Source organism: Evansella halocellulosilytica, from assembly GCF_002335745.1.
Lineage (GTDB): Bacteria > Bacillota > Bacilli > Bacillales > Salisediminibacteriaceae > Bacillus_CA > Bacillus_CA halocellulosilytica.
The window spans coordinates 1,345,539-1,359,449 of sequence record NZ_NIST01000001.1; the positions used below are offsets into that span (position 1 = coordinate 1,345,539).

Sequence of the window (13,911 nt, forward strand, 5' to 3'; positions counted from 1 at the left end):
AGTATCATATGCAAAAAGGCTTTATCTTTGATTTAGATGGCACTGTATACCTCGGTAATGAGGTTATTGAAGGTGTTCCAAAGGCGATAAATAAATTAAAAGACCAAGGGCACAAAATTCTCTTCCTTTCAAATAAACCGATTGCTACACGGAAGTCATATGAAGAGAAATTAACGAAAATGGGTATTGAAGTAACACGAGAAGAAATATTAAATTCCAACTATATTCTTGCAACCTATTTACAACAATCAATGAAGGAGGGGGAGCTCACCTGGGTATTAGGTGAACCGCCGCTATTTGAGGAATTAGAGAATGCAGGAATAAAGGTTACGTCTGATCCTTTAAAAGCTAGTCATATTGTGTTGTCATGGGATCGAGATTTCACCTATCAAAAGCTTAATTCTGCATTTCAAGCATGGAGGAATGGTGCGAAAAAAGTGATTGCAACGAATCCGGATGGGACATGTCCGATTGAAGGAGGCGGTCAAATTCCGGATTGCGGTGCGATTATCGGCGCTTTTGAAGGGGCGACTGGTACAAAAGTCGATTTAATTGCTGGTAAACCGTCTCCGATTACAGTAGAAATCGCATTAAGTAAATTAAAGTTACCAGCTGAAAATTGCTATATGGTCGGAGACCGTCTTGAAACGGATATAAAGATGGGTCTTGAACATCGCATGAAAAGTGTCCTTGTATTATCAGGTATTACAAGTCATGAAATGTTGAAAAAATCAAAATATAAACCGCATTACACATTGACAAGTGTGAAGGAAATCCATACGATAACAACATAACCAAAAAAAGTTGAGTAGCTTTTTGCTTTTTGTTCGTGCAAAAAGCTACTTTTTTCTAATAAAATGGTTAGAGGGGTTTGCCTAATGAATAATCATTTGTCTATTACCGATATCGTAGAATCTCAAGTCATTGCAGCCATTAATAGTGAGACAAAATTATTGAAAGCCATTCAGAGTGAATGTAATGTTGCCTTTCTGCTCATGGGAGATATTATGACGCTTCCGAATTACGTGAGGGACCTTCAGAAGCACGAGATGAAAGTGTTTGTTCATCTTGATTTTGTAGATGGAATTGCAAATGATAAGAGTGGGATTGAATTTATCGCAAAAAAAGTGAAGCCAGATGGGATTATTACAACGAAAAAGCATTTGATTAAGCACGCAAAAGATGAAGATCTGATTACGATCCAACGGTTGTTTTTAATAGATAATAGTGCAATTGATAAAGGGATACAAATGATTCGATCATCTAAGCCAGATGCAGTGGAAGTCTTGCCTGGCCTAATCCCAAAAGTGATTACAAAATTGACGGACATTACTCCTTTGCCAATTATTGTAGGCGGGCTAATTGAAAATAAAGCTGAAATTTTACAAGCTCTAGAAGCTGGTGCATTAGGCACTTCATGCGGCAGCCCAGAATTATGGAACCTAGGTATATAATGTAAATCTATTATGAACTAGCTATAGTATATAAGACGAAGTTGAATTATAAGCATTTACAAGTAAAAATAAATTATGGTATAATAAATGTAATTTCATACGGACGGTCTGGAGATATAGAGAGACCACAACATTCTTGAAAAAGATGGGTAACCTTTGCCTTTCTTTAGTAGAGACGTTGTGGTCTCTTTTCTTTTTTATCTAGGAAACTTTGACGTCTTAAGCGTGATACATTCCTTTAATAAAGACAGTGATGCTTTTCCTACACAAATCTAGACTTTCTCTATATTTTGAAAGGGTGATCACCATGGTTAAACCATTTTCAGCAGTTCAAAGAAATGTATATTTAGAAGAAATGAGCAATAATGAGCTTGATCTTTTCATAATAGGAGGAGGAATAACAGGTGCAGGAATTGCACTTGATGCAATATCAAGAGGGATGTCTGTAGGGCTTGTCGATATGCAGGATTTTGCAGCTGGAACTTCGAGTCGTTCAACCAAACTCGTACATGGTGGACTTCGTTATTTAAAGCAGCTTGAAGTGAAACTTGTTGCAGAAGTCGGAAAAGAACGAGCGATTGTTTATGAAAATGCCCCTCATGTCACGACACCAGAATGGATGTTACTGCCCATTATTAAAGGTGGAACGTTTGGTAAATTTTCCACATCTTTAGGGTTAAAAGTGTATGATTTTTTAGCACGAGTTCGTAGGCATGAACGACGAAAGATGCTGAATCGAAATGAAGCTTTACAAAAAGAACCTTTGCTAAAAAAAGAGGGCATTAAGGGCGGTGGAATTTATGTAGAATACAAGACAGATGACGCAAGGCTAACGTTAGAAGTACTAAAAGAAGCTGTTCATCGAGGAGCAAGAGCAGTTAATTATACAAAAGCGACACGGTTTATTTATGATGATGGCAAAGCTGTCGGTGTCGTTGTTCAAGACTTAATAAGTAAGAGAGAATACAACATCTATGCTAAAAAAATAGTAAACGCTGCTGGACCATGGGTGGATACTGTGAGGGAACAAGATCGATCAAAGAAAGGGAAGTTTCTTCATTTAACGAAAGGGATTCATATTGTTATTGATCAATCACGTTTTCCGCTCCAACAAGCTGTCTATTTTGACACAAAGGATGACGGACGAATGGTATTTGCGATTCCTCGTAACGGGAAAACATACATTGGTACAACAGATACAAACTACAATGAGGATATAGCTAGCCCTCGAATGACTGAAAATGATTTGAAATATTTGCTCGATGCAGCTAACTATATGTTTCCAGAAGTAAAATTAACTGAATTTGATGTGGAGTCTAACTGGGCTGGATTGCGTCCGCTCATTCATGAAGAAGGAAAAAGTGAATCTGAAATATCTCGAAAAGATGAGGTTTTTGTATCTCCGTCTGGTCTTATTTCTATAGCAGGTGGGAAGCTGACAGGTTACCGCAAAATGGCGGAAAAAATCGTGGATCTTGTCGGCAATGAATTAGGAAATAAGAACAAATGTATGACTGATAAGCTGAAACTATCTGGCGGTGATATTGGGGGTTCACATAAATTTGAAGCGTTTATTGATAAACATGCAACCTTTGGGGAAACGTTAGGGATTGATGCATCTGAAGGGAGAAGCTTAGCAAAACTTTACGGTGCGAATGTCGAGAGAGTCTATGAAATTATGCAAACAGTCGGAGAAGAGTCAAAACATTACGAGTTACCGAAAGGGCTGTTTGCTTCACTGATTTATGGAATTGAAGAAGAAATGGTTGCAACGCCGTTAGACTTTTTTGTTCGCCGAACGAGTTCGCTATTTTTTAACATTGACTCGGTAAAAAAATGGAAAGCTTCTGTCATCGATTACATGTCGACACGTTTTCAGTGGACGGAGGAAGAAACAGTGGTTCATCGTCAAGAATTAGAACGAGAAATTGCTTACGCAGAAAATCCTGAAGAGGTTGCTGATGAAATGATGAAAGAGAGTCAAGTAAATACTCATAAAGTATAATGTAGAAATCGTACTGTTTTAAAAGAAATTGCACCGATTTCCCCCTTTGGATCATTTTGTCCAAGGGGGTTAGTACACGTAACTAAGTTGTCTGTAACGGTTATGTAGTGAGTTTCCCAAAAAAAGGGCTGATTTTTATAAATAAGTGACCAAGATTCGTTACATGTCCAAACATAAGCCCTTAATGTTACATAAAGTATTGTGTAAGAATGAATCTTGCCAATATTTTATATGGGAGGTAATAAAAGATGTGTGGATATTGTCAACCTCAATACGTAGCTCCAGTGGCTGCACCACGTAGAGACGGAACTTTTTTTGGGCTGATTTTAGTGTTGTTTATCTTATTAGTCATTATAGGTTGTGCTTGTGCAAAGCATTAATCGTGTTCTAAAGGGGCTTATAATGGGCTCAAAGTCCCTCTTCTAGGAAAAAAGCGTATCTAGTTTAATGGATACGCTTTTATTAGTGCGCCCAGCATGGGTGTAATCTATAGGGTGAAAGTCCCGAACCACGAAGGCAGAAGTAGTGGTTAGCCAAACGCAAGGGTGTCCATGGTGACGTGGAATCTGAAGGAAGCGAGCGGCAGACCTCCGGTCTGAGGAACACGAACTTCATATGAGGCTAGGTATCACTGGATGAGTTTGCTAAACAAAACAAAGTCCGTTCTGCCGAAGGTGGTACAGAGTAAATGAAGCAGATAGGTGGAGGGAAAGATTGCACTCTTACCTGGGGAGGCCTGGCTGTAACGCCAAGCTCACTTGGTAACCTATTTAGTGATAAATAGCTGAACAGTCAGGAGTCAGCAGAGGCCATAGTACTTTGAATGACCTAGAGATTTAAGGGAAGGGCCGAATCATTTAAGAAGAATTAGCGCTTGGCGTACGTATTACTCAATGAAGCAGAAACATATAATCCTTCCTAATGGAGGACGTGGTGAATCCCACAGGGGACATAAGAAGGGCTGAGAGTAATACCACACAAGAAGATGATCTAATTCACGTAGGAGATTGATAAGAATGTTGGAACGAGTTCTATCACGGCAAAATTTAAATCGCGCACTCGAAAGAGTGGAGCGTAATAAAGGAAGTCACGGTGTAGATGGGATGAACGTACAAAACCTACGACCTTATCTTCATGAACACTGGGCATCCCTGCGAGCTCAGCTCGAAAGTGGTACCTATCAACCTCAACCTGTTCGCCGAGTCGAAATCCCGAAACCGAGCGGAGGTAAGAGGAAATTAGGAATCCCGACTGTGATAGACCGTTTCATACAACAGGCTATTGCACAAACACTGAGTGAGGTTTATGACCCAACATTCTCCACCAAAAGTTTTGGGTTCCGACCAGACAAACGTGCTCACGACGCTGTTCGACAAGCTAGGGGGTATATTAAAGAGGGTTGTCGCTGGGTCGTGGACATTGACCTAGAGAAATTCTTCGATAAGGTAAACCATGATAGATTAATGAGAACAATAAGTTATCGAGTGGATGACCCCATACTACTTAGGTTGATACGTAGGTATCTTCAATCTGGTGTGATGGAGAAAGGCCTTGTCAGTCCTAATACTGAAGGGACTCCGCAAGGAGGACCGCTTAGTCCCCTCCTGTCTAACATTGTTCTAGACGAACTTGACAAGGAACTGGAGGAAAGAGGTCTTGCCTTCGTACGCTATGCCGACGATTGTAATATCTACGTCCGCTCTAGAAGAGCAGGTGAACGGATAATGGAAAGTATTACAACGTTTATTGAGAAGAAACTCAAACTGAAGGTGAACAAAGAGAAGAGTGCAGTAGACCGACCATGGAGAAGAACATTCCTAGGCTTCACTTTCACCAACAACATTAAACAACCGAAAATTAGAGTATCCAAGCAAAGTATTCAACGTTTTAAACTGAGAATACGAAAACTCACCTCGAGGAAATGGTCAATTTCTATGGGGGATAGGATAGAGAAAATCAACCGCTATCTGATCGGTTGGATGGGCTATTATCAACTAGCCGAAACTACCTCAGTCTTTAAAAGGATTGATGGTTGGCTTCGAAGAAGGTTGAGGATGATTCGATGGAAAGAGTGGAAGAAGATTAAAACGAAACAAAAGAATCTTAGGAAGCAAGGAATCAATGAACAACAGGCATGGGAGTGGGCTAATTCTAGACTAGGATACTGGCGTATAGCTAAAAGTCCTATATTAGATAGAGCCCTTGATAACCGATATTGGAATAATCAAGGGCTTAAAAGTCTACTTTTGAGATATCAATCGTTACGTTGGACTTAAATGAAACCGCCGTGTACCGAACGGTACGCACGGTGGTGTGAGAGGTCGGGGGTTAGTCACCCCCTCCTACTCGATTACATATATACGATCCTAATTATCTGCTCCTAATAAACGTGATGGACAGGAATTTCTATTTCAAGATCCATTGGTAAGTATAGCTGATCCATGATATAATCTTGGAAAGAAATATGATTATGTTTCATAAAGAAATCGCCTCCTGGTATGGTTTTGGTGTGGTGCTTTAATTATACCAAAAGGGGCGATTTCTTTATTTTTCAATTTTATTAAAAAACCTCGAAAGAGTGGCAGGCGGCGACTCTCCAGCGGGAAAAGCAACAGCTTTCACTTATGCGACGAGTAACCGCAGGAGCAGAAGACCCCACAGGGTGGTTTTCCCGAGGCTGAAGTGTTGCCCGCGGAAAGCGTCCGCCTAGAGCGATTCGAGCAAACCTATTACATTTACTTCAATTAATTAGGTAAAACAATGAGGGTGTCACCAAAAGCTAGGCTTATGGGATACCCTCAACATAGAAGGCAATTATTTTATTCATTCACTGTGGAGACTGTAAAACATTCCCTAGCTGAATACGAGAATGAGTGTTGCAATGGCAAAGCAGTAAAGGGCAAAATAAAGTAATTTCCCTCTCGTCACGACATTTATTAAAAGTTTAATAGCAAAGATTGAAACGACAACGGATGTTATAAAGGCTGTAATATAAACGACCAATAGGTCGGATGAGACGAGCGCTCTATAAATTGTCGGCATTTCAATGACTAAGCTTGCGATACTGACAGGAATCGATAAAAAGAACGAAAACTTTAACGCTGCTTCCGCTTCAATTTTTCGTGCTAATGCAGCAACAACAGTCGCACCTGAGCGGCTAATTCCAGGTGCTAACGCTAAAGTTTGGGCGAAACCGATAATGAGCGTATCGGTTACACTTATCTCATGATCAGACTTATGACCTTTCATATTTCGTATGAGCCATAAAGCAATAGCGGTAATTAATAAAGCGATCGCAACGTAACGAATATGTGTCAGCTCACCGCCGATATATCCTCTGAAGAGACCTCCGACAATGACTGCTGGGACTGTTCCTAATATGAGCAGCAAGGTGAGACGAAAAAACGGTTGATCTTGTTTATTCGGCTTTTTCACATAACTAAACGTACCACGAATGAGTTCGAGTAAATCTGATTTGTAGACGATGAAAACAGCCAAAAGAGATGCTCCGTTTAAAAATACTTCAAAGTGAAGGTCGGGTACATCAACACCGAAAAAGTATGAAACGATTCGTAAATGTCCACTTGAAGAAACAGGGAGTGGTTCGGTCATCCCTTGGACAACGCCGAGAAAAATATATTTTAATAATTCAATGATTTCCATTTCTAACATCCTTTATTAAAGTTTCATAGTAAAATAGCAATTAGGAAATAGAATAACATGTTATTGAACAAAAAGGGCGACCATCTACTATATTTTTGTGTAAAATTATTAAAGAATACTTTTTTCATGGAGGTACATAGAATATGAACAGGAAGACGATTGGGATTGATATAGGTGGAACGAGTGTAAGAACAGCTCTCGTAACAAATGGCGGAGAGATAATCTCGCATAAAATCTTGCCTACAGAACCTGGAAAAGGACCAGAAAAGTTGCTGGAAAAGCTGAAAATCATGATCGAAGATGTAAGAAAAAATGAGGTGATTGATGCGATCGGAGTTGGTTGTCCTGGTCCGCTGAACCCTTATGAAGGAATTATTTTAGACCCGCCTAACTTAACTGGTTGGAGAAATGTCCCGTTTCGCAGCATGTTGGAAAATGAATTAAAAAAGCCGGTCGTTTTAGATAATGACGCAAATGCAGCAGCACTCGGAGAAGCTAAAATCGGTGCAGGCAAAAGCTATGACAGTGTATTTTATATCACTGTGAGCACAGGCATTGGTGGAGGGATAGTGATTAATAATAAAATCTTCCACGGTGCTCAAGGAAATGCCGGTGAAATCGGGAATATGATCGTTGAACCGAGTAGTGAGAAAGTATCGAACTTAAATGCTGGTGCATTAGAAACGTTAGCTTCTGGAACAGCGATTGGGAATCATGGAAAACAGTTGATGCAGTTAGATGGCGGGGCGAAAGAAGTGTTTGATTTAATGGAAATAGGAAATCGTGAAGCTTATGATATTGTTGAACGTGCAATGACATACTTATCGATTGGCATCGGCAATTTGGCAAATTGTTTCAATCCAGCAGTTTTCGTTCTAGGTGGAGGTGTCATGGAACAGCCTACAGCCTTAGCGATGGTCGAGACAAAAGTAAAGGATTATTTATATGAAAGCTTAAAGGAAGACATCGTCATTAAAAAAGCTTCATTAGGAAAAGATGCTGGTGTAATCGGAGCAGCTATGCTTCCAAACGCATAAAAGTAACCATGAAAATGGTTACTTCACATATAGTGGTCTAGACAACTTTATGTATAGATGTTATAATTCATTTAAAGATAGTGATAAATAGTCTCTATAAAGAGGTGCATGTAATTGATAAATAAAAATTCTCCAATCCCTATTTATTACCAGTTGGAGGAATTGCTCCGCAACAAGATTGAGAATGGCGATTTGAATGAAGGAGATGCAATTCCTTCCGAAAGAGTTTTGTCAGAAGAATATGATGTAAGCAGAATGACAATAAGACAAGCCGTAACAAACCTTGTTAATGAAGGGTTGTTAATGAGAGAGAAAGGTAAAGGGACATTTGTTGCTAAAAAGAAATTTGAACAGCCACTTATGAAACTAACGAGCTTCTCGGAAGATATGAAGATACGAGGGCTCGAACCTGGTACGAAAATAATTGAGTTTACCGAAGTAAAACTTTCTCCTTCAGAAAGTAAAGAATTGCAAGTTGATCCTTATACAGATGGATATCGTATTTGTAGAATTCGTCTTGCGGATCATTCACCAATGGCTTATGAAATATTAACCCTCCCTAAAAAGATATTTTCGAATTTAAAAACAGAAATGGTGAATCATTCTTTCTATAACTATGTCGAGAGTCTCGGTTTGACGATTGATGGTGCTAAACAGACTCTTGAGCCTTCCTTAGCTCATGACGATGAAAGTGAAATACTGCAAATCGAAAAAGGCTCACCTGTTCTATTGATGAAACGAGTAAGCTATTTAGAAGATGGACGTCCCTTTGAATATGTAAAATCTATTTATCGTGGAGATCGATATAAGTTTTTATCAGAAATGAAAAGGTAACGTACTCCCTTATGAAAGGAGAAGCATATGAGGTTTTTAGATGAACAACTCGTAAAGTTTAACGTCCCTGTAAGCGATTCAAAAGAGGCTATAAAAAATGCCGGAATATTGTTGCAAAAAGCAGGTTTAGTTGAAGATCATTATACGGATGCAATGATCAGAACCTATGAAGAAAATGGAGCTTATTTTGTGTTAGCCCCATCAGTCGCATTACCACATGGAAGGCCAGAGGATGGGGTGAAAGAAGCGTCGGTATCGTTCATCCAATTAAATTCTCCAATTGAGTTTGGGCATAAACATAACGATCCTGTTTCTCTAGTGTTTGGATTAGCGGCTTCAGATGGTGGTGAGCACTTAAAATTATTACAGCGATTATCGGCTATTTTAGGAGACAATGAAAAGGTTGATCAACTAAAAGCAGTGAAAGATTATACAGAATTTTCGAAAATCATAGGAGGGATGTAACAATGAAAATTTTAGCTGTTTGCGGATTAGGTCAAGGGACGAGTTTAATTTTAAGAATGAATATTGAAGGTGTACTGCAGGAAGCGGGAGTAGAAGCGGACGTAGAACATACAGATGTTTCTGCTGCTTCTAGTGAACAAGCTGACTACATTATTACAAGTAACGAGCTTGCCGAAAGCTTAACTAGTCATTCCGGAAAAGTATTGATTGTGAACAATTACTTTGACAAAGAAGAAATTAGTCGTGTCTTAACTGAACATGGGGTCATTTAATGAATTGATCAATTATTAAGGGGGGCTTGCAAATGGGGTTTATTCAATGGATAGCGGATAATATTTTTGGTGAACCAGCTATTTTGTTAGGGTTAATCGTTTTACTAGGGTTACTATTACAAAAGAAAAATTTAAATAAGCTACTCAGTGGTACGTTAAAAGCGATCATTGGTTTCTTAATTATCGGCGCTGGTGCTGATATTATCGTTGACGCACTACTAGTATTTGAACCGATGTGGCAGGAAGTATTTAACCTTGATGGACCATCATTAGGTGAGTTTATGGGGCAAGAATCATTTAATGCACAATATGGTGGTGCTGTAACGTTAGCGATGGCTATTGGTTTTTTAATTAACGTATTATTAGCGAGATTTACTAGATTTAAATTCATTTACTTAACAGGTCATATGATGTTCTGGACGACAATTATTTTTGCTGGAATTGTTGTAAGCACTGTTGGTGACGTTTCGTTCATGAAATTAGTTATTTTTCTATCAATTATAATGGGTATCTATTGGACAATCCAACCAGCTTTAACACAGCCATTAATGCGTAAAATTACTGGGAATGACAATATCGCATTAGGACATACTTCAGCCTCTGTTGCACTTTTAGGTGCATTAATGGGTAAATTATTTGGAAATAAAGAAAATGACTCTGAAAAAATTAATGTTCCAAAAGGACTAGAATTCTTAAGAGATTCAAATATTATTACTGCCTTAACGATGGGAATTTTATTCCTAGTAGGGGCTGTCATTTTAACAACAAAGGATACTCCAGGTGCACAAGAGTTACTCGCATCTTCAGGAGAGCAAAGCTTCTTTGTATATGCAATCATTCAAGCGATTATGTTTGCAGCAGGTATTGCCGTTGTATTAATGGGTGTACGTATGTTTATTGGGGAATTAGTCCCTGCATTCCAGGGGATCGCCACAAAATTAGTACCTGGTGCAAAACCTGCACTTGATGTTCCTGTTATTTTCCCGTATGCCCCTAACTCTGTTGTATTAGGGTTCTTAGGCGCATTTTTTGGTTCACTTCTTTGGCTCGTTGTGATTGGAAATACTGTAGCATACGTATTTGTACCAACGATGATTGTCTTGTTCTTCCATGGTGCAGCAGCTGGTGTGTTTGGAAACGTAACAGGCGGTGTAAGAGGTGCATTGCTTGGCGGGTTTATGACCGCTACAATCGTCGCGTGGGGGCAGTTTATTACTGTAAGAATGCTGCTTAGTGACACGATACCTGATACTGCAATGTGGGCAGCGGATTCAGATATGTTCGTACTCGGTCCGATCATTCGGTTCTTAGCACAATTGTTATTTTAACTGAACTAACTACGATGACATTAGGTGAGAAGGATTGATTCTTCTCACTTTTCCCTTTAAAAAATGGCTTGCACTGATTGGATATCAATTAACCAAAGAGAATTTATTCTAGAGGAAGGTAGAGATCATAATGGGTATTGTTAGAACGCTCATTGGGGATGTGGAGTCAAAAGATTTAGGTTTCACATATTCCCATGAACATATTGTATGCACTCCTCCTTATTGGCACAACAAAGGTGAGAATGACCTTTTACTTGATAGTCCAAGTAAATCGCTGAAAGAAGTCAAAGACTTTAAGAAGGTTGGAGGTAAAACGATCGTTGATGCTACAGCTATTGATTATGGTCGAGACGTTGAGAGTGTGAGTAATATCTCGAAAGAAACCGGCGTTCACATTATCGGGACAGCCGGATTCAATAAAAGCTTTTTATGGGCAAGTAAGATTCCAGAACATTTGCAGAAAATATTGCCGGCGTTTCAAACGTATAATCATTGGATTGAAGCGGCAACCATTAACGAGCTATCTGATTTTGTAATATCAGAAGTCGAGGAAGGGCTGGAAGGAACGAAATTTAAAGCCGGACAGGTGAAGTTTGGAACGGGATATAATTCAATCACTCCATTAGAAGAAAAAACGATTCGAGCAGTAGCGAGGGCGCATAAAGAAATAAAGGCTCCAATCCATTCACATACTGAAGTAGGAACAATGGCATTAGAACAAATCGATATTCTTCGTTCCGAAGGGATTAATTTGGAATATGTCAGCTTTGGACATATGGATCGTAATCCTGATCCATATTATCATGAACAAATTGCTAAAACCGGAGCATTTTTAAGCTTTGACGGTATTGGGAAAATTAAGTATGCACCTGAAAGCACGCGAATTTCCTTGATACTTGAATTAGTAAAAAAAGGATACGAAAATCAAATTTTAATTAGTGGTGATACAGCAAGAAAATCATATTTTAAGCATTATGCATACGGTCCCGGCTTTACATTTATTAAAAATAAATGGGTACCGAGGTTCGAAGAAGAAGCAACAAATGCTGGGTTTGATGGGGAAAAATTAATCGAGAAGTTTTTTATTAAAAATCCAGCTAATTGTTTTTCCTTTAAAGTGTAAATTTTCATTCATAAAGGGGATAGTTCGTATGAAGTGGTCAGAGATGAGTGCCTATACTTTTCAAGAGAAAGAAAAAGATATTGCCATTCTCCCGATCGGTGCTATTGAAGCTCATGGGCCGCACTTACCGATAGGAACAGATAACATATTAGCTGAACGAGTAGCGGAGCTTCTTGGTGATAAGACTAATGCTCTCATTTTGCCTGTTCTTCCGCTAGGACAAGTGTGGAGTTTGAAGGACTTCCCTGGAAGTTTAACAATTTCAAACAGTACATTAATCTCAATCATTACAGAACTTGGCGAAAGCATTTATAAACAAGGATTCAAAAAATTTGTCATCATAAATGCTCATTTAGGGAACCAAACGGCACTAAAAGAAGCTTCAAGAAAGCTATTAGATCTTGTACCTCAATTAAAGACGTTTACTTTCTTTTATCCAGATATAAAGGAAATCGCAAAAGATGTTTGTGAAACGACAGGAATGCACGATACTTATTTTCATGCTGATGAAATTGAAACGTCGATTATGCTTTATTTAGCAGAGGAAAAAGTTGATATGGATAAAGCAATAAAGGATATACCGACGATTCCAGACTCCATCGATTTTACACCAATTCCTTGGTCGTCTTTTACAAAATCAGCCGTTTTAGGAGACGCGACAAAAGCGACAAAAGAAAAAGGACGAACCATTGTTGAACATGCTGTTAAAAGAATGGTATCGATGATAAATGGTGAAAAAAGAAATGTTGATGGATCGTCTTAGTCACCTTGATGCTTGTTAACGTAATGCAAGTCAGCTGTAGTGAATGGCCTATAGATGTTCGAAGATGCTTGTGGAAGAGATCGATCGAATGAAAGCACTTGTTGGCTGTTAAACCGTATGATCTAGATTTATTTTCACCAAGATTTACACAGTTTTAGAAAAAGTTGTGCCGTAAAAAAGTCCATAATAAATGGAACTGTAGGAGGATTGTAGCAACATGATAAATACCTATTTTAATGAAATACGGAAGTTGTTGACAAAGATAGAAAATGAGCAAAAGGAAATATTATATACAGTTGCTCAACAAATCGTTCACTCACTCGAAAACGATGGGATTATTCACTTGTTTGGAGCGGGACACTCTCACATGCTAGGGGAAGAAGTGTTTTATCGTGCTGGTGGATTAGTTCCCGTCAGTCCGATATTTGAAGAAAGTCTCATGCTGCATGAAGGAGCGTTGCGTTCATCGATGTTTGAACGTAAAAACGACTATGCACAAACCTTTATAAAAAAAGCAGATATTCGCCGTGAGGATATTGTTTTCGTAATCTCGACATCGGGAAGAAATCCTGTCCCAATCGATGTCGCTCAATATGCAAAGGAACAAGGGGCGTACGTGGTAGGAATAACGTCTTTAGAATACTCAAAAAGTCAGCCCTCCCGTCATAAAAGCGGAAAACATTTATTTGACTCAGTAGACGCTGTCATTGATAACTTAAGTGTGAAAGGTGACGCAGTTTTAACACATGAACAAGTCGATATTCCTTTTACCCCTAGTTCAACAGTTATTGGGGTAAGTATTTTAAATGGAATCATTGCTGAAGTAATTGCCATGATTGCTGAAAAAGGAGGAACACCGCCGATACTCTTAAGTGGAAATATAGATGGTGCAGATGAACATAATAAAAAGCTAATAGACAAATATAAACCAAGAATTCCTTTACTATCGTAAGAAAAGAGTGGAAGT

14 protein-coding genes are annotated in these 13,911 nt (G+C 38.9%); 13 read left to right on the top strand and 1 reads right to left on the bottom strand.

Features of this window, described 5'->3' with window-relative positions; all coding sequences use genetic code 11:
* The first annotated feature begins 8 nt into the window (after positions 1–8).
* From CD001_RS06510 to ltrA, 5 genes are all read left to right on the top strand, one after another.
* Positions 9–794: an HAD-IIA family hydrolase gene (locus CD001_RS06510; RefSeq protein ID WP_096186743.1), complete on the top strand. Its 786-nt coding sequence runs from the start codon at positions 9–11 to the stop codon at positions 792–794.
* 84 nt (positions 795–878) lie between these two features.
* Complete coding sequence (locus CD001_RS06515; protein WP_179298638.1) at positions 879–1,454, top strand: glycerol-3-phosphate responsive antiterminator; 576 nt, start codon at positions 879–881, stop codon at positions 1,452–1,454.
* 307 nt (positions 1,455–1,761) lie between these two features.
* Positions 1,762–3,459 carry a glycerol-3-phosphate dehydrogenase/oxidase gene (locus CD001_RS06520; protein WP_096186744.1) on the top strand — a complete coding sequence of 566 codons (1,698 nt, stop codon included), beginning with the start codon at positions 1,762–1,764 and terminating at the stop codon, positions 3,457–3,459.
* 248 nt (positions 3,460–3,707) lie between these two features.
* The gene (locus CD001_RS06525; RefSeq protein ID WP_096186745.1) at positions 3,708–3,839 is read left to right on the top strand and encodes a YjcZ family sporulation protein; all 132 of its coding nucleotides are present in this window, start codon (positions 3,708–3,710) and stop codon (positions 3,837–3,839) included.
* 636 nt (positions 3,840–4,475) lie between these two features.
* Positions 4,476–5,735 (top strand): group II intron reverse transcriptase/maturase, encoded by a 1,260-nt coding sequence (gene ltrA / locus CD001_RS06530; RefSeq protein ID WP_096186737.1) that lies wholly within the window; start codon positions 4,476–4,478, stop codon positions 5,733–5,735.
* A gap of 577 nt (positions 5,736–6,312) precedes the next feature.
* Here ltrA and CD001_RS06535 read toward each other — a convergent pair.
* Positions 6,313–7,122 carry an undecaprenyl-diphosphate phosphatase gene (locus CD001_RS06535; protein WP_179298639.1) on the bottom strand — a complete coding sequence of 270 codons (810 nt, stop codon included), beginning with the start codon at positions 7,120–7,122 and terminating at the stop codon, positions 6,313–6,315.
* Positions 7,123–7,265: 143 nt separating this feature from the next.
* On the opposite strand from CD001_RS06535, the gene CD001_RS06540 reads away from it, so the two are divergent.
* The 8 genes from CD001_RS06540 to CD001_RS06575 all read left to right on the top strand — a co-directional run bounded on the left by CD001_RS06540 (position 7,266) and on the right by CD001_RS06575 (position 13,896).
* On the top strand, positions 7,266–8,159 hold the full coding sequence (locus tag CD001_RS06540) for an ROK family protein (RefSeq protein WP_096186747.1): 894 nt from the start codon (positions 7,266–7,268) through the stop codon (positions 8,157–8,159).
* A 114-nt stretch (positions 8,160–8,273) separates the two neighbouring features.
* Positions 8,274–8,993, top strand: coding sequence for a GntR family transcriptional regulator (locus CD001_RS06545; protein WP_096186748.1), 720 nt, complete (start codon positions 8,274–8,276; stop codon positions 8,991–8,993).
* A gap of 27 nt (positions 8,994–9,020) precedes the next feature.
* A complete protein-coding gene (locus tag CD001_RS06550; RefSeq protein WP_096186749.1) occupies positions 9,021–9,458 on the top strand; it encodes a PTS sugar transporter subunit IIA in 438 nt (145 codons plus the stop codon).
* A gap of 2 nt (positions 9,459–9,460) precedes the next feature.
* The gene (locus tag CD001_RS06555; RefSeq protein ID WP_096186750.1) at positions 9,461–9,730 is read left to right on the top strand and encodes a PTS sugar transporter subunit IIB; all 270 of its coding nucleotides are present in this window, start codon (positions 9,461–9,463) and stop codon (positions 9,728–9,730) included.
* Between the two features lie 32 nt (positions 9,731–9,762).
* A complete protein-coding gene (locus tag CD001_RS06560) occupies positions 9,763–11,058 on the top strand; it encodes a PTS ascorbate transporter subunit IIC (RefSeq protein WP_096186751.1) in 1,296 nt (431 codons plus the stop codon).
* Between the two features lie 130 nt (positions 11,059–11,188).
* Complete coding sequence (locus CD001_RS06565) at positions 11,189–12,181, top strand: phosphotriesterase family protein (protein WP_096186752.1); 993 nt, start codon at positions 11,189–11,191, stop codon at positions 12,179–12,181.
* 28 nt (positions 12,182–12,209) lie between these two features.
* Positions 12,210–12,944 carry a creatininase family protein gene (locus CD001_RS06570; RefSeq protein ID WP_096186753.1) on the top strand — a complete coding sequence of 245 codons (735 nt, stop codon included), beginning with the start codon at positions 12,210–12,212 and terminating at the stop codon, positions 12,942–12,944.
* Positions 12,945–13,161: 217 nt separating this feature from the next.
* Positions 13,162–13,896, top strand: coding sequence for an SIS domain-containing protein (locus CD001_RS06575; protein WP_096186754.1), 735 nt, complete (start codon positions 13,162–13,164; stop codon positions 13,894–13,896).
* The last annotated feature ends 15 nt before the right edge of the window (positions 13,897–13,911 follow it).

What these genes read in the sequence shown, in the direction of transcription:
- CD001_RS06510 (WP_096186743.1), top strand. Translation starts at nt 9, where the DNA reads ATGCAAAAAGGCTTTATCTTTGATTTAGATGGCACTGTATACCTCGGT.
- CD001_RS06515 (WP_179298638.1), top strand. Translation starts at nt 879, where the DNA reads ATGAATAATCATTTGTCTATTACCGATATCGTAGAATCTCAAGTCATT.
- CD001_RS06520 (WP_096186744.1), top strand. Translation starts at nt 1,762, where the DNA reads ATGGTTAAACCATTTTCAGCAGTTCAAAGAAATGTATATTTAGAAGAA.
- CD001_RS06525 (WP_096186745.1), top strand. Translation starts at nt 3,708, where the DNA reads ATGTGTGGATATTGTCAACCTCAATACGTAGCTCCAGTGGCTGCACCA.
- ltrA (WP_096186737.1), top strand. Translation starts at nt 4,476, where the DNA reads ATGTTGGAACGAGTTCTATCACGGCAAAATTTAAATCGCGCACTCGAA.
- CD001_RS06535 (WP_179298639.1), bottom strand. Translation starts at nt 7,122, where the DNA reads ATGGAAATCATTGAATTATTAAAATATATTTTTCTCGGCGTTGTCCAA.
- CD001_RS06540 (WP_096186747.1), top strand. Translation starts at nt 7,266, where the DNA reads ATGAACAGGAAGACGATTGGGATTGATATAGGTGGAACGAGTGTAAGA.
- CD001_RS06550 (WP_096186749.1), top strand. Translation starts at nt 9,021, where the DNA reads ATGAGGTTTTTAGATGAACAACTCGTAAAGTTTAACGTCCCTGTAAGC.
- CD001_RS06555 (WP_096186750.1), top strand. Translation starts at nt 9,461, where the DNA reads ATGAAAATTTTAGCTGTTTGCGGATTAGGTCAAGGGACGAGTTTAATT.
- CD001_RS06560 (WP_096186751.1), top strand. Translation starts at nt 9,763, where the DNA reads ATGGGGTTTATTCAATGGATAGCGGATAATATTTTTGGTGAACCAGCT.
- CD001_RS06565 (WP_096186752.1), top strand. Translation starts at nt 11,189, where the DNA reads ATGGGTATTGTTAGAACGCTCATTGGGGATGTGGAGTCAAAAGATTTA.
- CD001_RS06570 (WP_096186753.1), top strand. Translation starts at nt 12,210, where the DNA reads ATGAAGTGGTCAGAGATGAGTGCCTATACTTTTCAAGAGAAAGAAAAA.
- CD001_RS06575 (WP_096186754.1), top strand. Translation starts at nt 13,162, where the DNA reads ATGATAAATACCTATTTTAATGAAATACGGAAGTTGTTGACAAAGATA.